The sequence below is a fragment of the Streptomyces sp. NPDC033136 genome (genome assembly GCF_055578235.1).
On sequence record NZ_JBVIPD010000040.1, the window covers coordinates 17,441 to 39,960 of the forward strand.

At 72.1% G+C, this 22,520-nt stretch carries 21 protein-coding genes; 18 read left to right on the forward strand and 3 right to left on the reverse strand.

Translation table 11 applies throughout. The features are described from left to right. Positions 1–356: 356 nt before the first annotated feature. The 7 genes from ACZ5TL_RS38460 to ACZ5TL_RS38490 all read left to right on the forward strand — a co-directional run bounded on the left by ACZ5TL_RS38460 (position 357) and on the right by ACZ5TL_RS38490 (position 8,801). The gene (locus ACZ5TL_RS38460) at positions 357–1,475 is read left to right on the forward strand and encodes a nitronate monooxygenase (RefSeq protein WP_468595421.1); all 1,119 of its coding nucleotides are present in this window, start codon (positions 357–359) and stop codon (positions 1,473–1,475) included. Continuing rightward, positions 1,472–2,212, forward strand: a complete 741-nt coding sequence (locus ACZ5TL_RS38465; protein WP_468595422.1) for a 16S rRNA (uracil(1498)-N(3))-methyltransferase — start codon at positions 1,472–1,474, stop codon at positions 2,210–2,212. The genes ACZ5TL_RS38460 and ACZ5TL_RS38465 overlap by 4 nt, the downstream gene beginning before the upstream one ends. A gap of 339 nt (positions 2,213–2,551) precedes the next feature. Continuing rightward, on the forward strand, positions 2,552–3,094 hold the full coding sequence (locus ACZ5TL_RS38470; protein ID WP_468595423.1) for a hypothetical protein: 543 nt from the start codon (positions 2,552–2,554) through the stop codon (positions 3,092–3,094). 45 nt (positions 3,095–3,139) lie between these two features. Then, positions 3,140–6,370, forward strand: coding sequence for a S41 family peptidase (locus tag ACZ5TL_RS38475; RefSeq protein WP_468595424.1), 3,231 nt, complete (start codon positions 3,140–3,142; stop codon positions 6,368–6,370). Between the two features lie 125 nt (positions 6,371–6,495). Further along, positions 6,496–6,849, forward strand: a complete 354-nt coding sequence (locus ACZ5TL_RS38480) for a histidine triad nucleotide-binding protein (RefSeq protein WP_468595425.1) — start codon at positions 6,496–6,498, stop codon at positions 6,847–6,849. Between the two features lie 6 nt (positions 6,850–6,855). Beyond that, positions 6,856–7,788 (forward strand): ribonuclease Z, encoded by a 933-nt coding sequence (locus ACZ5TL_RS38485; protein ID WP_468595426.1) that lies wholly within the window; start codon positions 6,856–6,858, stop codon positions 7,786–7,788. 20 nt (positions 7,789–7,808) lie between these two features. After that, positions 7,809–8,801, forward strand: a complete 993-nt coding sequence (locus tag ACZ5TL_RS38490) for an adenosine deaminase (RefSeq protein ID WP_468595427.1) — start codon at positions 7,809–7,811, stop codon at positions 8,799–8,801. Positions 8,802–8,854: 53 nt separating this feature from the next. Here ACZ5TL_RS38490 and ACZ5TL_RS38495 read toward each other — a convergent pair whose 3' ends face one another. Continuing rightward, positions 8,855–10,168, reverse strand: a complete 1,314-nt coding sequence (locus ACZ5TL_RS38495) for an MFS transporter (RefSeq protein WP_468595428.1) — start codon at positions 10,166–10,168, stop codon at positions 8,855–8,857. A gap of 418 nt (positions 10,169–10,586) precedes the next feature. Here ACZ5TL_RS38495 and ACZ5TL_RS38500 point away from each other — a divergent pair, with 418 nt between their 5' ends. The 10 genes from ACZ5TL_RS38500 (at position 10,587) to era (ending at position 19,055) form a co-directional block, all read left to right on the forward strand. Next, on the forward strand, positions 10,587–10,727 hold the full coding sequence (locus ACZ5TL_RS38500) for a hypothetical protein (protein ID WP_468595429.1): 141 nt from the start codon (positions 10,587–10,589) through the stop codon (positions 10,725–10,727). Further along, positions 10,724–12,013: a glucarate dehydratase family protein gene (locus tag ACZ5TL_RS38505; RefSeq protein ID WP_468595430.1), complete on the forward strand. Its 1,290-nt coding sequence runs from the start codon at positions 10,724–10,726 to the stop codon at positions 12,011–12,013. Before ACZ5TL_RS38500 ends, ACZ5TL_RS38505 begins: the two co-directional genes overlap by 4 nt. A 160-nt stretch (positions 12,014–12,173) precedes the next feature. Beyond that, on the forward strand, positions 12,174–13,310 hold the full coding sequence (locus ACZ5TL_RS38510) for a carbohydrate kinase family protein (protein WP_468595431.1): 1,137 nt from the start codon (positions 12,174–12,176) through the stop codon (positions 13,308–13,310). Positions 13,311–13,461: 151 nt separating this feature from the next. Then, entirely contained in the window at positions 13,462–14,529 is a 1,068-nt protein-coding gene (locus ACZ5TL_RS38515) for a PhoH family protein (RefSeq protein WP_468595432.1), read from the forward strand. A gap of 14 nt (positions 14,530–14,543) precedes the next feature. Then, on the forward strand, positions 14,544–15,041 hold the full coding sequence (ybeY, locus tag ACZ5TL_RS38520) for an rRNA maturation RNase YbeY (protein WP_468595433.1): 498 nt from the start codon (positions 14,544–14,546) through the stop codon (positions 15,039–15,041). Between the two features lie 8 nt (positions 15,042–15,049). Continuing rightward, positions 15,050–16,363 (forward strand): hemolysin family protein, encoded by a 1,314-nt coding sequence (locus ACZ5TL_RS38525; protein WP_468595434.1) that lies wholly within the window; start codon positions 15,050–15,052, stop codon positions 16,361–16,363. Further along, a complete protein-coding gene (locus tag ACZ5TL_RS38530; RefSeq protein WP_468595435.1) occupies positions 16,360–16,719 on the forward strand; it encodes an MmcQ/YjbR family DNA-binding protein in 360 nt (119 codons plus the stop codon). The genes ACZ5TL_RS38525 and ACZ5TL_RS38530 overlap by 4 nt, the downstream gene beginning before the upstream one ends. A 20-nt stretch (positions 16,720–16,739) precedes the next feature. Beyond that, positions 16,740–17,093 carry a cytidine deaminase gene (locus ACZ5TL_RS38535; protein WP_468595436.1) on the forward strand — a complete coding sequence of 118 codons (354 nt, stop codon included), beginning with the start codon at positions 16,740–16,742 and terminating at the stop codon, positions 17,091–17,093. 275 nt (positions 17,094–17,368) lie between these two features. Then, entirely contained in the window at positions 17,369–17,845 is a 477-nt protein-coding gene (locus tag ACZ5TL_RS38540; RefSeq protein WP_468595437.1) for a hypothetical protein, read from the forward strand. Positions 17,846–18,092: 247 nt separating this feature from the next. Then, positions 18,093–19,055, forward strand: a complete 963-nt coding sequence (gene era, locus ACZ5TL_RS38545; RefSeq protein WP_468595438.1) for a GTPase Era — start codon at positions 18,093–18,095, stop codon at positions 19,053–19,055. A 105-nt stretch (positions 19,056–19,160) separates the two neighbouring features. Here the strand turns inward: era and ACZ5TL_RS38550 are convergent, their stop codons facing one another. Next, a complete protein-coding gene (locus ACZ5TL_RS38550; RefSeq protein ID WP_468595439.1) occupies positions 19,161–20,483 on the reverse strand; it encodes a GH1 family beta-glucosidase in 1,323 nt (440 codons plus the stop codon). 134 nt (positions 20,484–20,617) lie between these two features. Next, positions 20,618–21,034, reverse strand: a complete 417-nt coding sequence (tnpA, locus tag ACZ5TL_RS38555) for an IS200/IS605 family transposase (RefSeq protein WP_468595440.1) — start codon at positions 21,032–21,034, stop codon at positions 20,618–20,620. 27 nt (positions 21,035–21,061) lie between these two features. Here tnpA and ACZ5TL_RS38560 point away from each other — a divergent pair, with 27 nt between their 5' ends. Next, positions 21,062–22,306: an RNA-guided endonuclease InsQ/TnpB family protein gene (locus tag ACZ5TL_RS38560; RefSeq protein WP_468595441.1), complete on the forward strand. Its 1,245-nt coding sequence runs from the start codon at positions 21,062–21,064 to the stop codon at positions 22,304–22,306. Positions 22,307–22,520 lie beyond the last annotated feature (214 nt).

A 22,520-nucleotide genomic window follows, 5' to 3' on the forward strand; every position in this document is an offset into this window, starting at 1 on the left:
GCGGTTGAAGGATGCTTTCAACGGTCGCTGACGCGGGTGGTCGGGGGTTGCCGGGGGTCCGGGGGTTGTCCCCCGGGTAGGCACAGTCGGCCCGGGCGGCAAGGGTTGTTCTCGCGGTTGAAGGATGCTTTCAACGGTCGCTGACGCGGGTGGTCGGGGGTTGCCGGGGGTCCGGGGGTTGTCCCCCGGGTAGGCACAGTCGGCCCGGGGGACAAGGGTTGTTCTCGCGGTTGAAGGACGCCCTCATCGGGCGCTGAGCGGGGCCCCTCGGCCGACCGGAGGGGCCTGCTCCTCTGGTCTATGCCAAGCGGCAGGCCGGTTTCGGGCTCGTTCGGAGGACGTGACAACATGCGGTCATGTCCTCCGCGCTGACCGATCTCTTCCCGCTCCCGATCGTGCAGGCCCCCATGGCGGGCGGCGTCTCCGTGCCACAGCTCGCCGCCGCCGTCTGCGAGGCGGGCGGGCTCGGCTTCCTCGCCGCCGGGTACAAGACCGCCGACGGGATGTACCAGGAGATCAAGCAGCTCAGGAGCCTCACCGGCAGGCCCTTCGGCGTCAACGTCTTCATGCCGCAGCCGGAGTACCCCGGTGCGAGCACCGGCTCCACCGGAGCGGCCGGCGCCGCGCTCCCCTTTGCCGCCGCCGTCGACGTCTACGCCCACCAGCTGGCCGGCGAGGCCACCTGGTACGAGGCCGAGCTGGGCGATCCCGACAGCGGACGCGACGACGGTTTTGAGGCCAAGCTCGTGGTGCTGCGGGACAACCCCGTGCCGGTGGTGTCGTTCCACTTCGGCGTGCCGGACCGTGAGGTGATCGACACCCTGCACCGGGCCGGCACGTTCGTCCTGGCCGCCGCGACCACCCCCGACGAGGCCCGGGCCGTCGAGCGGGCCGGTGCCGACGCGGTCATCGCGCAGGGCATGGAGGCCGGCGGCCACCAGGGCACGCACCGGGACGTCCCCGAGACGGACGGTTCCGGCCTCGGGCTGCTGTCGCTGGTCGCCCAGGTACGCGAAGCCGTCAGCATCCCGATCATCGCCGCGGGCGGCATCATGCGCGGCGGCCAGATTGCCGGCGTGCTCGCGGCCGGCGCCAGCGCGGCCCAGCTCGGCACCGCCTTCCTCGCCACGCACGAGTCGGGTGCGCACGCCCTGCACAAGCAGGCGCTGACCAACCCCCTCTTCGTACGGACGGAGTTGACCCGGGCGTTCTCGGGCCGGCCGGCGCGCGGCCTCGTCAACCGGTTCCTGCGCGAGCACGGACCGTACGCGCCCGCCGCGTACCCCGAGATCCACCACCTCACCTCGCCGCTGCGCAAGGCCGCCGCCAAGGCCGGGGACGCGCAGGGGATGGCGCTGTGGGCCGGGCAGGGGCACCGGATGGCGCGGGAGATGCCCGCCGGGCAGCTGGTGGAGGTGCTGGCGGGTGAACTCACCGCGGCCCGTGCGGCGCTGGCCGGCGGGGGCGCTCGGTGACCGCGCCGGTGTTCGTGGTCGGGCACTTCGACGCCGGCCGGGGCGGACGGTACGTGCTCGACGGGCCGGAGGGGCGGCACGCCGTCTCCGTGAAGCGGCTGCGGGCCGGCGAGGACGTCGTCCTCACGGACGGGGCCGGGCGCTGGGCGGACTGCGTGGTGCTCGACACGGAGGGCAAGGACCGGCTGATCGTCCAGCTGGACTCGGTGCGCGAGGAGCCGCCGGAGCAGCCGCGGGTCACCGTCGTACAGGCGCTGCCCAAGGGCGACCGGGGCGAGCTGGCCGTCGAGACCATGACCGAGACCGGCGTCGACGCGATCGTGCCGTGGGCGGCGGCGCGCTGCATCACCCAGTGGAAGGGCGAGCGCGGGGCGAAGGCGCTGGGCAAGTGGCGGGCGACGGCCCGGGAGGCCGGGAAGCAGTCGCGCCGGGTGCGGTTCCCCGAGGTCGCCGAGGCGGCCACGACCAAGCAGGTCGCCGCGCTGCTGGCGGGGGCGGAGTTCGCCGCCGTGCTGCACGAGAGCGGGGACACGCCGCTGGCGACGGCGGAACTGCCGCCGGCCGGGGACATCGTCCTGGTCGTGGGGCCCGAAGGGGGCGTGGCGCCGGAGGAGCTGGCGCTGTTCGAGGAGGCGGGGGCGAAGGCGTACCGCCTCGGGCGCAGTGTGCTGCGCACCTCGACGGCCGGGACGGCGGCCGCGGCCGTCCTCCTGGCTCGCACCGGCCGCTGGTCCTGACCTCTCCGGAGGCACCGCGGAACTCGCACCGGTACGACCGCTCGTGACCTGACCGGTGTCGCCGCCTGTTGCCGCTTCCGCAGTGAAGTCCTCGGCCGCAAGCCGCAGTCCAGGCGGTGTGCGGGGACCGTACGAGATGCCCCGCCGTGGGCCCCGCGGGGACCGCGCCGCGCGGCGGGACGGTCCCGCACGGGCCGGTGCCGATGACGGACCGCGTGCGGGCCGCCCATCTCACGGACCCCGAGGGGAACTTGGTGGAGCTTCAGGAGTGATGGCCGCTGCGCGGATGACGCCTTTGCGCCCTACCGCGCCGTGCCCGTCAGTGGCAGGCTGCCCTCCATGGGGGCTTTGAGGAGGGTTTGGCGGGGCGCGCGCAGCCGGCGGGCCGCTGTGGCGGCGGCGTTCGCGGTGGTCGCGGTGGGTGGCGCCGTCGCGTGCGAGCCCGGCAGCATCAGTTCCGCGTCCGTCGCGTACACCACCGACGAGACCGTTACCAAGGAGCTCAACCGGCAGAAGGCGGGCGTGCGCTGGCTGACGTGCACGGCCTCCTACGGCAACGGCGGGAAGCCGACGCCCTCGGCGGACGAGAAGACCGTCGCGACCGTCGACTGCGAGGGCGAGACGAAGGACGACAAGGACATCACCGTCACCGGCAAGGTCACCCACGCGGTGAACGGCGCCTGTGTACGCGGGAACATCACCGCCAAGGTGGACGGCAAGGTCTGGTTCCGGGTCGACGGGCTCGGCGACTGCGACCGCACCAGCCCGCCCCCCGTGGGCGAGCCCCCGAACGGGCAGCCCGGGCCCACCGTCACGGTGACCGTCACGCAGACCATCTGGTGTGACCGCTACCCGGACTGCCGTCCCGTAGAGGGCAAGTGATCCGAACCCTGTCCGCGCGGCGTCGTCCCTGCATAGGGTGATCGGGTGACATCGCCTGCTTACCTCCGGTTCCCCCATGTGCACGGCGACCTGGTCGCCTTCACCGCCGAGGACGACGTGTGGCTCGCCCCGCTCGACGGCGGCCGGGCCTGGCGGGTCAGCGCCGACAACATGCCGGTGACCCAGCCCCGCGTCTCGCCCGACGGCACCACCGTCGCCTGGACGTCCACCCGCGACGGCGCCCCCGAGGTGTACATCGCCCCGGTCGACGGCGGCCCCGCCAAGCGGCTGACCTACTGGGGCAGCCTGAAGACCCAGGTGCGCGGCTGGACCCCGGACGGCGAGGTCCTGGCGATCAGCACCCAGGGGCAGGCGAGCCTGCGCCGCACCTGGGCCCGTGCCGTACCGCTCGACGGAGGCCCGGCCACCACCCTGCCGTACGGTCCCGTCGGCGACATCGCCTACGGCCCGCACACGGTGCTGCTGTCCGCGCCGATGGGACGCGAGGCCGCCTGGTGGAAGCGGTACCGCGGCGGTACGGCGGGCAAGTTGTGGATCGACCCCGAGGACAACGGGGAGTTCGTGCGGCTGCACGAGGACCTCGACGGCAACATCGAGTACCCGCTGTGGGTGGGGATGGGGGTCCCCCCTGTTCGAGCGGAGCCGAGAACTTGGGGGAGGGTCGCCTTCCTCTCCGACCACGAGGGCACCGGCGCGCTCTACTCCTCCCTCGCCGACGGATCCGACCTGCGGCGGCACACGCCCCTCGACTCCTTCTACGCCCGGCACGCCGCCACCGACGGCACCCGTGTCGTCTACTCCAGCGCCGGTGAGCTGTGGATGCTCGACGACCTGGACGGGGCCGAACCGCGCCGCATCGACGTGCGGCTCGGCGGTCAGCGCGTCGATCTCCAGCCGTTCACGGTGAACGCCTCCCGGTGGTTCGGGTCGGCGTCCCCGGACCACACCGCGCGCGGCAGTGCCGTCTGCGTGCGCGGCTCCGTCCACTGGGTCACCCACCGCTCCGGCCCGGCCCGCGCGCTGGCCGCGACGCCCGGCGTCCGGGCGCGGCTGCCGCGGGCGTTCCGCACGGACGGCGAGGAGTGGGTGGTGTGGGTGACGGACGCCGAGGGCGACGACGCCCTGGAGTTCGCGCCCGCCACCGGCCTCGCCCCGGGGTCGACGCCGCGCCGGCTCGCCGCCGGGCAGCTCGGCCGGGTGCTGGACCTCGCCATGGCACCCGACGGCAGCCGTGCCGCCGTGGCCTGCCACGACGGGCGCCTGCTGCTCGTGGAGCGGGAGTCCGGCGAGGTACGGGAGGTCGACCGCAGCGCGGACGGCGACGTGTCGGGGCTCGTCTTCTCCCCCGACTCGTCCTGGCTCGCCTGGTCCCACCCCGGCCCGCGGCCCCTGTGCCAGCTGAAGCTCGCCAACACCACCGACCTGTCGGTCACCGAGGCGACCCCGCTGCGCTTCCAGGACTACGCGCCCGCGTTCACGGTGGACGGCAAGCACCTCGCGTTCCTGTCGACCCGCTCCTTCGACCCGGTCTACGACGAGCACGTCTTCGACCTGGCCTTCGTGGAGGGCGCCCGGCCGCACCTGATCACCCTCGCGGCCACCACCCCGTCCCCGTTCGGCCCGCAGCGGCACGGCCGGTCCTTCGAGACGCCCGACCGGGAGGAGACCCCCGACAGCGAGGGCACCCCCACCACCCGCATCGACCTCGAAGGCCTCGCCGACCGCATCGTGCCCTTCCCGGTCGAGGCCGCCCGCTACTCCAACCTGCGCGCCGCCAAGGACGGCGTCCTGTGGCTGCGCCACCCGGTCGCCGGGGTGCTCGGCGCGTCCCGGGCCACCCCGGACGGCCCCGACCCCAAGTCCGAGCTGGAGCGCTACGACCTCGCCCAGCAGCGCGTCGAACATCTCGCATTGGACGCCGACCACTTCGAGGTCAGCGGCGACGGCAAGCGGGTGCTGCTGTGGACCGACGGACGGCTGAAGGTCGTCCCCAGCGACCGGCGCGCCTCGAGCGACGACGACAGCGACTCCAACATCTCCGTCGACCTCGGCCGCGTACGCCAGTTCATCGACCCGGCCGCCGAGTGGCGGCAGATGTTCGACGAGAACGGCCGCATCATGCGGGACCACTTCTGGCGGCCGGACATGAGCGGCGTCGACTGGGACGGCGTCCTCGACCGCTACCGCCCGGTCGTGGAGCGGCTCGCCACCCACGACGACCTCGTCGACCTGCTGTGGGAGGTCCAGGGCGAACTGGGCACCTCGCACGCCTACGTCACCCCGCGCGGCGGCCGCGGCGGCGGCCCCCGCCAGGGCCTGCTCGGCGCCGACATCTCCCGGCACGAGGACGGCAGCTGGCGCGTCGACCGCATCCTGCCCTCCGAGACCTCCGACCCGGACGCCCGCAGCCCGCTGGCCGCGCCCGGTGTCGCGGTACGCCCCGGGGACGCCGTCCTCGCGGTCGCCGGGCAGCCCGTCGACCCCGTCACCGGCCCCGGCCCGCTGCTGATCGGCACGGCGAACAAGCCGGTGGAGCTGACCATCTCCCCGTCCGGCGGCGGGGACCCCCGGCACGCCGTCGTCGTCCCGGTCGCCGACGAGGAGCCGCTGCGCTACCACGCCTGGGTCGCCGACCGGCGTGCCTACGTCCACGAGAAGTCCGGCGGCCGGCTCGGCTATCTGCACGTCCCCGACATGCAGGCCCCCGGCTGGGCCCAGATCCACCGCGACCTGCGCGTCGAGGTCGCCCGCGAGGGCCTGGTCGTCGACGTCCGAGAGAACCGCGGCGGCCACACCTCCCAGCTCGTCGTGGAGAAACTCGCCCGCCGCATCGTCGGCTGGGCCGTCCCCCGCGGCATGCGCCCCTACAGCTACCCCGAGGACGCCCCCCGCGGCCCCGTCGTGGCCGTCGCCAACGAGTTCTCCGGCTCCGACGGCGACATCGTCAACGCCGCGATCAAGGCCCTGGGCCTCGGCCCGGTCGTCGGCACCCGCACCTGGGGCGGCGTCATCGGCATCGACAGCCGCTACCGCCTGGTGGACGGCACCCTCGTCACCCAGCCCAAGTACGCCTTCTGGCTGGAGGGCTACGAGTGGGGCGTGGAGAACCACGGGGTGGATCCCGACGTGGAGGTCGTGCAGCGCCCGCAGGACCACGCGGCGGGCAGGGACGCCCCACTGGACGAGGCGATCCGGCTGGCACTGGAGAGCCTGGAGGCCGTACCGGCGAAAACGCCCCCGAGTCCGCCTGCCTGAGGGGCACGCAGCGGAATCGGTGTGCGGCTCGGCCGCGTGGGCGCGACCAGCCCCAACGCGCCCGCGCCCGACGACGATACGATGCCCGACCAGGACCACGTTCGGCCACACCCCCCGGAGGGACCATGGCAGGGGAATCCCAGGACGACTGCCTGTTCTGCAAGATCGTCGCGGGCACCATCCCGGCGACGATCATCCGCGAGACGGACACCACCGTCGCGTTCCGCGACATCAACCCCCAGGCACCCACCCACGTCCTGGTCATCCCCAAGGCGCACCACGAGAACGCCGCCGCACTCGCCGCCGCAGACCCGGCCCTCACCGCGGACGTGCTCCGCGAGGCCCAGGCCGTCGCCGACCAGGAGAAACTGGACAGCTACCGCCTCGTGTTCAACACTGGCAGCGGCGCCGGCCAGACGGTCTGGCACGTGCACGGCCACGTGCTCGGCGGCCGCGGCCTCGACTGGCCTCCGGGGTAATCCGCCGTGTCCGTACGTGAACTCGTGGTCCTCGGCACCGCCAGCCAGGTCCCGACCCGGCACCGCAACCACAACGGCTACCTGCTGCGCTGGGACGGCGAGGGCATCCTCTTCGACCCCGGCGAGGGCACGCAGCGCCAGATGCTGCGCGCCGGGGTCGCCGCGCACGACCTGAACCGGATCTGCGTCACGCATTTCCACGGCGACCACTGCCTGGGCCTCGCCGGCGTGATCCAGCGCATCAACCTCGACCGGGTCCCGCACCGGATTACCGCCCACTACCCCCGCTCCGGGCAGCGCTTCTTCAACCGGCTCCGCTACGCCACCGCCTACCGCGAGACCGTAGGGATCACCGAGGGTCCGGTCGACGCCGACGGGCCCCTCGCCGGTACCGGCGCCTACCTGTTGGAGGCGCGGCGGCTGTCGCACCCGGTGGAGTCGTACGGCTACCGGATCGTCGAGCCCGACGGCCGGCGCATGCTGCCCGAGCGGCTCGCCGGGCACGGCATCAAGGGACCGGACGTCGGCCGGATCCAGCGCGAGGGATCACTCGGCGGGGTCTCGCTGGAGGACGTCAGCGAGGTGCGGCGCGGGCAGCGGTTCGCGTTCGTCATGGACACCCGGCTGTGCGACGGCGTGTACGCGCTGGCCGAGGGCTGCGACCTGCTCGTCATCGAGTCGACCTTCCTCGACGAGGACGAGGAACTCGCCGTCGAGCACGGGCATCTGACAGTGGGGCAGGCCGCCCGGGTGGCCCGGGACGGCGGGGTGCGGCACCTCGTGCTCACCCACTTCAGCCAGCGCTACAGCGACCCTGGGGGCACCTCCCGGACGGAGTCCGGGGGAGAGTTCGAGCGTCAGGCCCGGGCCGCCGGGTACGACGGTGAGCTGACCGTGGCGCACGACCTACTGAGAGTGCCGGTTCCGAAGCGTCGGTGAAACGGCCGTACGATGAATTGATGTCCCTCCCCAAAGCCGAACTGCACCTTCACATCGAAGGCACCCTGGAGCCGGAACTCGCCTTCGAGTTCGCCGCACGCAACGGTGTCACGCTGCCGTACGCCGGCACGGACGAACTGCGCGAGGCCTACCGCTTCGAGGACCTTCAGTCCTTCCTGAACCTGTACTACGAGCTCATGGCCGTCCTGCGCACCGAGCGGGACTTCGAGGACCTGGCCAACGCCTACCTGGCCCGCGCCGCCGCGCAGGGCGTGCGGCACGCGGAGATCTTCTTCGACCCGCAGGCCCACACCGGCCGTGGTCTGGACCTCGGCACGGTCGTCGAGGGACTGTGGCGCGCCCTGGGGAACAGCGAGGCGAACCACGGTGTCTCGACCCGGCTCATCCTCTGCTTCCTTCGCGACGAGTCCGCCGAGTCGGCCCTCGCCACGCTGGACGCGGCCAGGCCGTACCTGGACCGGATCACCGGCGTGGGACTCGACTCGGCCGAGGTCGGGCATCCGCCGGTGAAGTTCCGCGAGGTCTACGAGACCGCCGCCGCGCTCGGCCTCAGGCGGGTCGCCCACGCGGGCGAGGAGGGCCCGCCCGAGTACATCACCGAGGCGCTGGACCTGCTCGGCGTCGAGCGGGTCGACCACGGGCTGCGCTGTGTGGAGGACCCGGCGCTGGTGGAGCGGCTGGTGCGGGACCGGGTGCCGCTGACGCTCTGCCCGCTGTCCAACGTCCGGCTGCGCACGGTCGACACCCTCGCCGACCATCCCCTGCCCGCCCTGCTCGACGCCGGCCTCCTGTGCACGGTCAACTCCGACGACCCGGCCTACTTCGGCGGCTACGCCGGTGACAACTTCGACGCCGTGCGCGACACCCTCGGCCTGAGCGAGGAGCGGCTGCGCGAGCTCGCCCGCAACTCCTTCCTCGCCTCCTTCCTGGAGGACGACGAGGAACTGCGGGCGCGGTACCTGGCCGAGGTGGAGGCGTACAGCTTCGGATAGCCCGGAGCGGTACGCCTTCGGACAGGCCGGAGGCATCCCCCTCCGGACCGCGCTCAGAGGGCCTCGGACCCCGCCTTGCCGTAGGCGTGCCGGGCGGGCACGGCCGGGGCCTCCACGGGGATCTCCACCACCGGCTGCTCCGGGGCGCCGATCTCGGGGACCGCGCCGGTGGGCGTGCCCGTGGTCGCGGCGACCAGGGCGGCCGGGTGGCCGCCGCGGCGGCGGATCGCGCCGGGCAGCAGCGCCCGCCCGCCGGTGTGCAGCGCGACGGCGGTCATCGGCACGGAGATCACCAGCAGCCCGGCGCCGAGGACCGCGCCCATGACCGGGAACCCGGCCTGTGCCGACAGCACGCTGCCGGTCAGCGGCCCGGCGGCGGTGCCCAGCGAGGACGCCGAGCCGACCAGCACCGCCCAGCGGCCGCGCGGGTCGAGCGAGGCGGCGAGCCCGATCAGGTACGACAGCACCACCGGGTACAGCGTGTTCCAGGCGATCTCCCCGGCCGCGAAGCTCCCGAGGCCCCTCGCGGAGGCGCTGAGGACGATGCAGCCGGCTATGAGGACGGTGCCCGCGCCGATCGGCACCGCGCGTCCGAGCCGGGCCCCGAGGGCGCCGGCCGCCAGAACGCCGGCCAGTCCGGCGCCCAGCGCCACGGCGAAGACGGCACCGACGGTGGCCTCGCCGAGACCCGCCTGCTCCAGCCCGATCCGGCCGCTCACGCCCCACAGCGAGTTCTGCGCGAGCGACCAGCACACCATGGCGGCGGCCAGCACCAGCCCCGAACGGGCGTGTGGCAGCCGGGACATGCGCTGCCGTGTGGGGGCGGGGGGCGTGCCGACGGGGAGCCGGCCGGTCAGCGGCCACACGGCCAGGGCCGTGAGGGCGATCGCCCCCAGGGGCAGACCGTGCCCCGGGCCGAGGTGCGGCACCGTCAGATACACCAGGCCCGCGAGGGCGGAGACGCTGAGCAGTCCCGCGGTGGAGGCCCGGTGTGGGTCCCGCTGAGCGGCGATGAGGGTGGCGGCGACGGTGGTGGCCGTACCGGAACCGAACCCGCCGACGACCGCGCCGGCGACGACGGCCGGGACGGCGGTGGTCAGAGCTGCGCCGCCGTAGCCCAGGAGGGCCAGGGCGAGACCGAGGCGGGCGAGGGTGCGGGCCCCGATCCGTTCGACCCGGGAGGCCAGGGCGAATCCGGCGGCGGCCGAACTCAGCAGCAGGGCACTGCCGACGGCACCGGCCTGCGTGGCGGAGAGCGGAAGGTCCGAGTCGAGCCGGCCGACGGTGGTCGGCAGCAGATACGGAGCGAGGTACCCGGCCGTGAAAAGGGCGACGAGGGGCCAGGGGGTGGTGCGGGGGGCGAGCACGGGCGTTCCCAGGGCATGCGAAAGGAGCGGGGGAGAAAGGGGAGAGGGCGACGACCGTCGACGGACAGGAACGCGCGGGCAATTTGTATCAAGCAAGCAGTCCGGCACGTGAACCGGGAGGGTGTGATGTGGAGCACGTTGGGTTTGGGGCGGTGAAGCCCGGGTAAATGAGCGCCCTTTGCCAAGCGTTTGGGCCGTTTCCGCCACCGCCAGTGCGCTCCGTCGCTATCGCCGGCGCACCGGCCCGGCACCCGCCGGAACCGTGGCCCCGGCCTTCGCGCGGGCCTCGTCGGGATGCGACCGCGTACGGACCGGACCGGGAGCCGGGTCGATGGTAATCAGGCCGGTCGCGCGGTTGACGTTCGCATACTCAACCTCCATTCTCATACGTAAATGCTGTCCACATCGGGAGATGGCCGTGAGCGCTGGACCGGTGGCGGCCGCGCGGCGGCTGCGGGAGGGCGTGACGGGCGCCGCCCCGGCGTCGCCGCAGACCGGCCTCCGCGACGACCTCACCCTCCTCACCACCGGACTCGACCTCGTGGGAGCCGCCCCGTGAACCTCGCCATCACCGACGTACGGCTGACGCCGATCCTGGTCGCGGACCCGCCGCTGCTGAACACCCAGGGCGTGCACCAGCCGTACACGCCCCGGCTGATCGTCGAGGTCGTCACGGCGGACGGGACCACGGGCGTGGGGGAGACCTACGGCGACACCAAGTACCTGGAGCTGGCCCGGCCCTTCGCCGAACGGCTGAAGGGCCGCCAGGTCAGCGACCTGAACGGACTGTTCACGATCGCGGACCAGGTCGCGGTGGACGCCTCCCGGGTCGAGAACGCCGTCGACGTGGGCGGGCTGCGCGGCGTCCAGACCGCCGAGAAGCTGCGGCTGTCCGTCGTCTCCGGGTTCGAGGTCGCCTGCCTCGACGCCCTCGGCAAGGCACTCGGACTGCCCGTGCACGCGCTGCTCGGCGGCAAGGTGCGCGACGCCGTCGAGTACAGCGCGTACCTGTTCTACAAGTGGGCCGGCCACCCCGAGGGCGTGCCGGCCGAGACGGACGACTGGGGCGCCGCCGTCGACCCGGCGGGGGTGGTGGAGCAGGCCCGCCGGTTCACGCAGCGGTACGGCTTCACCTCCTTCAAGCTCAAGGGGGGTGTCTTCCCGCCCGACGAGGAGATCGCGGCCGTACGCGCGCTCGCCGAGGCCTTCCCGGGGCATCCGCTGCGGCTGGACCCCAACGGCGCCTGGTCGGTCGGGACCTCGCTGCGTGTGGCCGAAGAGCTCGGGGACGTCCTCGAATACCTGGAGGACCCCACCCTCGGCACCCCCGCCATGGCCGAGGTCGCCGCCAAGTCCGGCGTGCCGCTCGCCACCAACATGTGCGTGACGACCTTCGCCGAGATCAAGGAGGCGTTCACCCGGGACGCCGTCCAGGTCGTGCTGTCCGACCACCACTACTGGGGCGGCCTGCGCAACACCCAGCAGCTCGCCGCCACATGCCGCGCCTTCGGCGTCGCCGTGTCGATGCACTCCAACACGCACCTGGGCATCTCGCTCGCCGCGATGACCCATGTGGCGGCCACCGTGCCGGACCTCCACCACGCCTGCGACTCGCACTACCCCTGGCAGTCGGAGGACGTCCTCACCGAACGGCTCACCTTCGAGGGCGGCAAGGTGACCGTGTCCGACGCGCCGGGGCTCGGCGTGCGGCTCGACCGCGAACGGCTGGACGCACTGCACCGGCGGTGGCTCCAGGACGACGGCGCGCTGCGGGACCGCGACGACGCGGCGGCCATGCGGATCACCGACCCGGGGTGGGTGACGCCCGCGATGCCCCGCTGGTAGCGCCCGCCGCCTCGGCGGCCGGCGGCCGGGACAGGGGGCGCGCGGGGGCCGGCGCGAGCTGCCGGGCCGGGCGGGACCGGCGTGATCGACGTGATCGCCGTCACGTTGTCGGTGATGTGGTGCAGACTGGCCTGATCCGCACCACGTCAGGGAGCGCATCGTGATCGCGTCCACCGCCCCGGCAGGGAAGGGCCCGGCCGGAAAGGGATCGCACCGCCAGACCCAGGTCGATCCTCTCGCCCCCCTGCGCGCACCCGACGACCCGCTCTGGGACGTCTATCTCACCGGCACCGTCTTCCTCGACATCATCTTCACCGGCCTCGACTCCGCCCCGGTACGCGGGACGGAGTCCTGGGCCCGCGGGATGGGGTCGAGCCCCGGCGGCGTCGCCAACATGGCGACCGCGCTGGCCCGCCTCGGCCTGCGTACGTCCCTCGCGGCGGCCTTCGGCGACGACCACTACGGCGACTACTGCTGGGACGTCCTGGAGCACGGCGAGGGCATCGACCTCTCCCCCTCGCGCACGGTGCCCGGCTGGCACTCCCCGGTGACCGTCTCCATGGCCTACGAGGGGGAGCGCACGATGGTCTCGCACGGCCATGAACCGCCCCCCGAGGAACCGGCCCCGCGGTGCCCGCCCCGCGCGCGTGCAGCCGTCGCCTCCCTCGCACCCGGCGTGAGCGCGCCCTGGATCGCCCAGGCCGCGAGCAAGGGCGCCCGGGTCTTCGGCGACGTCGGCTGGGACGACACCGGGGCGTGGGACCTGGCGGCGCTGCCCGACCTGCGGCACTGCGAGGCGTTCCTGCCGAACGCGGAGGAGGCCATGCGGTACACGGGCGCGGACTGCCCGCGGGCGGCGGCGCACGCGCTGACCGCGTACGTGCCGCTCGCCGTGGTCACCCTCGGAGCGGACGGGGCGTACGCGGTGGACCGGCGGACGGGGGAGACGGCGGAGGTGCCCGCGATCGAGGTCGAGGCGCTCGACCCGACCGGGGCGGGGGACGTCTTCGTCGCCGGGTTCGTGGCCGGGTCCCTGGCGGACTGGCCGCTGGCGGACCGGCTGGCCTTCGCCGGGCTGACCGCGGCGCTGTCGGTGCAGGAGTTCGGGGGGTCGCTGTCCGCACCGGGGTGGTCGGAGATCGCCGCGTGGTGGCGCAGGGTGCAGTCGGTGGAGAGGCAGGATCCGGCGGCGCTGCGGCGGTACGGGTTCCTGGCGGGGCTGGTTTCGGAGGAACTGGTGCGGCCCTGGCCGTTGCGGCGGGCCGTGCCGACGATCGGGTTCCGGCGCTCGGCGTGATCGCATCGCCTCCCCGAACGGCCCCGGTGACAAGCCCGTCCCCAAAACCCCTACGGCGTTGTCACTCCCCCGTCGTACCCTGGGAACCGCGAGGCCGCCCTCAGCTACGCGGCCGTGACGAGGAGGAACCGCAGGCCTTCAGCGCCGGCCCATGACTCAGACACCCACAGCTCACACCCCAGCGCAGGAGCAGGCGAGAGCGCAGCTCACCGTCCCCGCCCAGCACCCCATGGTGACGGTGCTGGGGTCCGGCGACTCCCTCCTGCGCGTGATCGAGAAGGCCTTCCCGGCGGCCGACATCCACGTCCGGGGCAACGAGATCAGCGCGGTGGGCGACCCGAAGGACGTCGCCCTGATTTCGCGCGTGTTCGACGAGATGATGCTGGTGCTCCGCACCGGGCAGCCGATGACGGAGGACGCGGTGGAACGCTCGATCGCCATGCTGAAGGCGAGCGACAGCGGGGAGAGCGACGGCCACGAGACCCCGGCCGAGGTGCTCACGCAGAACATCCTGTCCTCCCGGGGCCGCACGATCCGCCCCAAGACGCTCAACCAGAAGCGCTACGTGGACGCGATCGACAAGCACACGATCGTCTTCGGTATCGGCCCGGCCGGTACCGGCAAGACCTATCTGGCGATGGCCAAGGCGGTGCAGGCCCTGCAGTCGAAGCAGGTCAACCGCATCATCCTGACCCGCCCGGCGGTCGAGGCGGGAGAGCGGCTCGGATTCCTCCCGGGCACGCTCTACGAGAAGATCGACCCGTACCTGCGCCCGCTCTACGACGCGCTGCACGACATGCTCGACCCGGACTCGATCCCGCGGCTGATGGCGGCCGGGACGATCGAGGTGGCGCCGCTGGCGTACATGAGGGGTCGTACCCTTAATGACGCCTTCATCATCCTGGACGAGGCCCAGAACACCAGCCCCGAGCAGATGAAGATGTTCCTCACCCGCCTCGGCTTCGACTCCAAGATCGTGATCACGGGTGACGTGACGCAGGTCGACCTCCCCGACGGGACGAAGAGCGGTCTGCGGCAGGTGCAGGAGATCCTGGAGGGCGTCGACGACGTCCACTTCTCCCGGCTGTCGTCCCAGGACGTCGTCCGGCACAAGCTGGTGGGCCGTATCGTCGACGCGTACGAGAAGTACGACACCACGCACGGCACCCAGAACGGCGCGCACAGGAGCCGCGGCAAGTCCGGGCACAAGGGGAAGTAGACAAGCACCGCACCATGTCGATCGACGTCAACAACGAGTCCGGAACCGAGGTCGACGAGCAGGCGATCCTCGACATCGCCCGCTACGCCCTCGCGCGGATGCGCATCCACCCGCTCTCCGAGCTGTCGGTGATCGTCGTGGACGCCGCCGCCATGGAGCAGCTCCACATCCAGTGGATGGACCTGCCGGGCCCGACGGATGTCATGTCCTTCCCCATGGACGAGCTGCGGCCGCCGTCCAAGGACGAGGACGAGCCGCCGCAGGGGCTGCTCGGCGACATCGTGCTGTGCCCCGAGGTCGCCGAGAAGCAGGGCAAGGAAGCGGACACGCAGCACTCCATGGACGAGGAGCTCCAGTTGCTCACCGTCCACGGAGTGCTGCACCTGCTGGGCTACGACCACGAGGAACCGGACGAGAAGGCGGAGATGTTCGGCCTGCAGGCGGCCATCGTGGACGGCTGGCGCTCGGAGCGGGGCCTGACCGGCCCGTCCCCGGCGCCGACGGTCTCGTAGCGCCGCCGATGAGTCCGCAACTCGCCCTGGGCGCGATCGCCCTGGTCGTCGCGGCCTGGCTCGCCGCCTGCGCGGAGGCGGGCCTCGCGCGCGTCTCCAGCTTCCGCGCCGAGGAGGCCCTGCGCTCCGGCCGCCGCGGCAGCGCCAAGCTCTCCCAGGTCGCCGCCGACCCGACCCGCTACCTCAACGTGGCGCTGCTGGTCCGTGTCGCCTGCGAGATGGCCGCCGCCGCGCTGATCACCTACGGCTGCCTGCAGGAGTTCGACGGCACCACCGAGGCGCTGCTGGTCGCCATCGCGGTCATGGTCCTCGTGTCGTACGTGGCCGTCGGGGTCTCCCCGCGCACCATCGGCCGCCAGCATCCGATGAACACGGCCACGGTCTCGGCGTACGTCCTGGTGCCGCTGGCCCGGGTCATGGGCCCGATCCCGTCGCTGCTCATCCTCATCGGCAACGCGCTCACGCCCGGCAAGGGCTTCCGGCGCGGCCCCTTCGCCTCCGAGGCGGAGCTGCGCGCCCTGGTCGACCTCGCCGAGAAGGAGTCCCTCATCGAGGACGAGGAGCGCCGCATGGTGCACTCGGTCTTCGAGCTGGGCGACACCCTCGTCCGCGAGGTCATGGTCCCGCGCACGGACCTGGTGGTCATCGAGCGTTTCAAGACCATCCGCCAGGCCCTCACCCTCGCCCTGCGTTCGGGCTTCTCGCGCATCCCGGTGACCGGCGAGAGCGAGGACGACATCGTCGGGATCGTGTATCTGAAGGACCTGGTCCGCAAGACGCACATCAACCGCGACGCCGAGTCCGAGCAGGTGTCGACGGCCATGCGCCCGGCGTTCTTCGTGCCCGACACCAAGAACGCCGGCGACCTGCTGCGCGAGATGCAGAAGGAACGCAACCACGTCGCCGTCGTCATCGACGAGTACGGCGGCACGGCCGGCATCGTCACCATCGAGGACATCCTCGAGGAGATCGTCGGCGAGATCACCGACGAGTACGACCGCGAACTGCCGCCGGTGGAGGACCTCGGCGAGGACCGCTTCCGCGTCACGTCCCGCCTCGACATCGGCGACCTGGGTGAGCTGTACGGCCTGGAGGCCTTCGACGACGAGGACGTGGAGACGGTCGGCGGCCTGCTCGCCAAGGCACTGGGCCGGGTGCCCATCGCGGGGGCGTCGTCCGTGGTCGGTCTCCCCGACGGCCGGGAGTTGCGCCTGACCGCGGAGGCCGCGGCCGGCCGCCGGAACAAGATCGTGACGGTGCTGGCGGAGCCGGTGGACCCGCCGGATCCGCTGGATGTGCCGGAGGGGGAGAAGCCGGAGTGACCCCGCAGGAGTTGCGCGCGTTCTGCCTGTCCTTCAACGCGGCGGTAGAGGACTTCCCGTTCAGCCCGGAGGTCTCGGTCTTCAAGGTGCGAGGGAAGCTGTTCGCCCTGTCGTTCCTCGACGCGCGGCCTCTGAAGGTCAACCTCAAGTGCGACCCGGACGACGCGATCCGCCTGCGCCGCGAGCACGAGGGCCTGATCGTCCCGGGCTGGCACATGAACAAGCGCCACTGGAACACGGTCACGGCCGACGGCGGCCTCCCGGACCGGCAGGTCAAGGAGCTCATCGAGGACTCCTACGACCTGGTCGTCGCGGGCCTGCCGCGAGCCGACCGCCTCCGCCTCGACCGGCCGTGACCCTTCCGTATGCTCGGATCATGACCGACAGCAGCGCGCTCGACCCCGAGGACCGCAAGATCGTCACCCTGGCCCGCTCCGCGCGGGCCCGCAACGGCGTGCCCGAGGGGGCGGCCGTACGGGACGAGACCGGACGTACCTATGTCGCGGCCACCGTGGCCCTCGACTCCCTGAAGCTCAGCGCCCTGCGGACAGCGGTGGCGATGGCGGTGGCCTCGGGCGCGCGGTCGCTGGAGGCGGCGGCGGTCGTGACGGAGGCGGAGACCGCGTCCGCCGAGGACCTGGCGGCGGTGCGGGATCTCGGTGGCGCCGGGACGCCGGTGCTGGTGGCGGGGTTCGACGGGGTCGTCCGGCTGACGGTCCCGGCGGGCTGAGTCCTCCGGGGGCCGCGCCCCGGCCCCCATCGGCCGGAACGGCCTCGCCCTCGGACGCCCGGCGGGCTGGTCGGCGCCGACCAGCCGGTCCGACGAGGCTGGATTTCGCTGTAACCGCCGGTAATTAGGCGTGTTTTCAACCTTGCCGCCCCCTGCCCCACGCGCATCAATGGAACCGTACATTCCGACGGACCGTCAGGTTCGGCTCTCGCGCAGCGTGCCCGCACTCACCTGCCGAGCGGTCCCCCCCCACCACGAAAGGGAGCCGGAATCCCATGAGATGCAAGCGAATCGGAGCAGGTGCGGCACTGGCGGCCGGGGCCCTCGCGGTCTCCGGGCTCGTCTTCGCCCCCGCAGCCCTCGCCGTCACCCCGCAGACGGCGACGATCAGCGCCGACTGCGGCGCATTCGGCAGTGGCGAGGCCACCCTCACGGCCACGCAGGACGGCACCGCCGCCACGCTCACCGTCAAGTCCTCGGCGATCACCGCGCCGATCGCGCTCGGCGAGGACTCGATCTCGTCCACGCTCACCCTGGTGAAGGCCGATGGCGCCACCGTCGACTTCACCGGCACGGAGAACCCGGCGATGTCCGCCGGCGCCCCCGTAGAGGTCGGCCCCCTCAGCGGCACCGTGGCCTCCGGCGACAGCCTGGAGGCCTTCGGCGGCTCGCTGCGGATGACCGTCTTCGGCATCACCATCACCTGCACGGCGGCCGGGCCGCAGTCACCGGGCCCGTTCGTGTTCGACTGATCCCGGCCGGGCCGGGCGCGACCTGCAGCGCGTCCGGCCCGCGCTCGCCGGCCCTCGCTCGCCGGTCCGCACCCGCACGACCGTGTCCCCGGGCAGTGCCCTCACCCTGCCGTGCCTGCAGATGCCGATGCCGTACGTCCGAACGCGTCCGCCGCGGCCGCCGTGGAGGAGGCCCCCGGGTCCGCCGGTCATCGCGTACCCGGGGCGCACGGGGCGCTGTGCGGAGGGGCCTCGTGGATCAGGGAGAATGGGCGGCATGAGCGTTCGTATGCAGTCATCCGAAGAGTCGGGCGAGTCCGTCCACCGCGCCGGCTTCGCCTGCTTCGTGGGCCGTCCCAACGCGGGCAAGTCCACCCTCACGAATGCTCTGGTCGGCCAGAAGGTGGCGATCACGGCGAACCAGCCGCAGACGACGCGGCACACCGTGCGGGGCATCGTGCACCGCCCCGACGCGCAGCTGATCCTGGTCGACACCCCGGGTCTGCACAAGCCGCGCACGCTGCTGGGCGAGCGGCTGAACGACGTGGTGCGCACGACGTGGGCCGAGGTGGACGTGATCGGCTTCTGCCTGCCGGCGAACGAGAAGCTCGGCCCCGGTGACCGCTTCATCGCCAAGGAGCTGGCGTCCATCCGCAAGACGCCGAAGATCGCCATCGTCACCAAGACCGACCTGGTGGACGGCAAGACGCTGGCCGAGCAGCTCATCGCGATCGACCAGCTCGGCAAGGAGCTCGGCTTCGAGTGGGCGGAGATCGTCCCGGTGTCGGCGGTCGGCGACAAGCAGGTGAACCTGCTGGCCGACCTGATCGTCCCGCTCCTGCCGGAGGGCCCGCCGCTCTACCCCGAGGGCGACCTGACGGACGAGCCCGAGCAGGTCATGATCGCGGAGCTGATCCGGGAGGCCGCGCTGGAGGGCGTCCGCGACGAGCTTCCGCACTCCATCGCCGTGGTCGTCGAGGAGATGCTCCCCCGCGAGGACCGCCCCGCCGACAAGCCCCTCCTCGACATCCACGCCTTCGTCTACATCGAGCGCCCCAGCCAGAAGGGCATCATCATCGGCCCCAAGGGCAAGCGCCTGAAGGAGGTCGGCATCAAGTCCCGCAAGCAGATCGAGGCCCTGCTCGGAACCCCGGTGTTCCTGGATCTGCATGTGAAGGTGGCCAAGGACTGGCAGCGCGACCCGAAGCAGTTGCGCAAGCTGGGCTTCTGAGGTTCCGCGCCGCGCCGTGAGGCCGTCGCCGGGCTCGCCCGCACACGGACGCGGACGCCGAGGCCGGCCTCTGGACCGAGGCCGGCCTCTGGACCGGGGCCGGCGTCAAGCCGTGGGCCGCTGCGACCCCAGCATGTCCCGGTACCAGCGGTAGGAGGCCTTCGGGGTCCGCCGCTGTGTCTCGAAGTCGACGTGGACCAGACCGAAGCGGCGGGCGTAGCCCTCCGCCCACTCGAAGTTGTCCAGCAGGGACCAGACGAAGTAGCCGCGCACGTCGACACCCGCCTCCAGTGCCTGGTGCAGGGCGCGGAGGTGGCCGTCCAGGTAGGCGATGCGGTCCTGGTCGTCGACGCCCGGGTATGAGCAGCCGTTCTCGGTGATGACGACGGGCGGGAGGCGGTCGCCGTAGCGGTCGCGGAAGGTGGTGAGGAGCTCGGTGAGGCCCTCGGGCACCACCGGCCAGCCGAAGTCCGTGACCGGGCGGCCCTCGATCTCCCGCACCGAGAAGGGGAGTTCGGCGGGCATGCTGACCCCGCCGAACTCGATCTCCGCGCCCTGCGGAGCGCCCACCCTGGTCGGGGCGTAGTAGTTGACGCCGTACCAGTCGAGGGGCTCGGCGATCACCTTGAGGTCGGCCTCGACGTCGCCGGGCATCAGCTCCCCGATGCCGTCGGGGTAGCGGCCGAGCAGCAGCGGGTCGGCGAACAGGCGGTTCAGTAGCAGGTCGTAGAAGTCGGCAGCCTCCACGTCCGCCGTCCCGGCCGAGGCCGCCCAGGTCGGGCCGTGCGAGTTGGCGATGCCGATGTCCGTGGCGCCCGAGGCGCGCAGCGCCCGTACGGCCAGGCCGTGGGCCAGAAGTTGGTGGTGGGCGACCGGCAGCGCGTCGAACAGCAGCCGCCTGCCCGGCGCGTGCACGCCCAGGGCATGCCCGAGCAGGGTGTGCTCGGCGGGCTCGTTGAGGGTGATCCACCGGGAGACCCGGTCACCGAGGCGGCCGGCGACCAGGGAGACGTACTCGGCGAAGCGCGCGGCCGTGTCCCGGTCGAGCCAGTCGAGGTCGACCGGCAGGTCCCAGTGGAACAGCGTCGGCACCGGGCGGACGCCGGCCGCGCACAGGTCGTCCACCAGCCGGTCGTAGAAGTCGAGGCCCTTCTCGGAGCGCACCCGCGGCCAGGAGACGGAGAAGCGGTAGGCGTTCACGCCCAGGTCCGACAGGAGCTTCACGTCCTCGTGGTGGCGGTGGTAGTGGTCGCAGGCCACCGCCGCCGTCGAGCCGTCCTTCACTCGCCCCCGCTCGGCCGTGAAGGCGTCCCACACGGACGGCTCGCGTGTGTCCGCCGCGCCCTCGATCTGGTGCGCGGAGGTGGAGACGCCCCAGAGGAAGCCGGCCGGGAAGCGGGGGATCGGGTTGCCTGCGTCAGTCGCCATGCGCTGGATCATCCGTACCGCCGGTAATGGAAGTCAACGCCAAGGCGGGAAAGACCTGTTACCGGGTTCCTTGCAGGAAGCCCCGGCGTTCACGCCGGGGATGAATGCATCTCAAGGCTGCTCTGACGTGCACTTCAGGGCGGACGTTTTTGCTGCTCGATGTACTGACGGACGATCGCCAACGGCGCTCCGCCGCACGACGCGGAGAAGTACGAGGGCGACCACAGGTGTCCGTGCATGATGGCGCGGTTGATCCTGCCGGTGAACTCCTGCCGTATCCGGCGGGCGGAGACGCCCTTGAGGCTGTTGACCAGCTTGGAGACGGCGACCTTCGGCGGGTAGTGCACCAGGAGGTGGACGTGATCGCGTTCGCCGTTGAACTCCTTCAGCTCCGCTTCGAAGTCCTCGCACACCTTGCGCATGATCTCTTCGCAGCGCGTCAGCATCTCGTCGTTGAACACTCCGCGCCGGTACTTCGTCACAAAGACCAAATGTACGTGCATCGCCGAAACCACGTGTCTGCCGCGCCTGTAGTCGTTCCCTCCATCCATGAGACCAATCGTAGTAGGATCCTGCTCATGCAGCTCCGCTACAACTACCGGGCCTACCCGGACGCCTCCCAGCGCCGTGCGCTGGCGAGGGCGTTCGGGTGCGCCCGCGTGGTGTGGAACGACTGCCTGCGCGACCGCAAGGAAGCACGCGCGGCGGGGATGCCGTACGTGAAGTCGGCCGAGCTGTCCCGGCTCCGCATCACCCAGGCCAAGCGCACCGAGGAACGCGCCTGGCTCGCCGACGTATCGGCGGTCGTCCTGCAACAGTCCCTGCGAGACCTCGATACCGCCTACAAGAACTTCTTCGACTCGCTTCTGGGCAAGCGGCAGGGCCGCAAGGTCGGGCCGCCCCGGTACAAGTCGAAGAAGGACACCCGGCAGTCGATCCGCCTCAACACCAACGCCTTCTGCCTCCAGGGCGACGGTACGGTGTCCGTGGCCAAGGTCGGCAACCTCAAGGTCAAGTGGTCCCGCCGGCTTCCGGCCGCACCCACGTCCCTGACCATCACCAAGGACAGCTCCGGCCGGTACTTCCTCAGCTTCGTCGTGGACACCGAGCCGGACATCCTCGCCGGGGCGGAGACCGAAACCGGTATCGACCTCGGCCTGTCCGCCTTCGCCGTCCTCTCGGACGGCAGCAAGATCAACAGCCCGCGCTTCCTGCGCCGGGCGGAGAAGAAGCTCAGGCGCCTTCAGCGGGAGCTGTCCCGCAAGGCCAAGGGATCGAAGAACCGGGCCGAGGCCCGCATCAAGGTCGCACGCCAGCACGCCCGCGTGGCGGACCGGCGGCGGGACTTCCACCACAAGGCATCCACACAGATCATTCGCGACAACCAAGCGGTGTACGTGGAAGACCTCGCGGTGTCCGGCCTCGGCCGTACCCGGCTCGCCAAGTCCGTGCACGACGCGGGATGGTCCGCGTTCGTCGGCATGCTGGAGTACAAGGCGGTCAAGCACGGCCGCACCTTCGCCAAGGTGGACCGGGCCTTCCCTTCCTCTCAGGTCTGCTCGGCCTGCGGATTCCGGGACGGCCCGAAACCCCTCCACGTCCGGGAGTGGGCGTGCGGCGCGTGCGGCACCGTACACGACCGCGACCACAACGCAGCCCGCAACGTCCTCTTCGAAGGACGCCGTATCGTCGCCGCCGGACGGGCGGAGACGCTAAACGCCCGTGGAGCGCCGGTAAGACGGGCACACGTGCCCGCACAGCGCGGTGAAGCAGGAAGCCCCCGGAAGGGTCAGACGACCCAGGCCGGAATCCCTGGACTTTAGGACCCCGTTGCTGATCTCTCAAATCCCCCCCACGTGTCGGGTGCGGGTGCGGGAGGGTGGAGAGGAGTCTCGGGTTCGTTGGCGGTGGTGTTGTGATGTCGCTGGAGTCGTGGTCGGGCGGAGAGGTCCCGGAATTGACGCGGCGGGTGGCTCGTGCGGCCTTCCCGAAGGGATCGTTGGCGATCCGGTTGCGCGACAACCTGGGGCAGGTCTT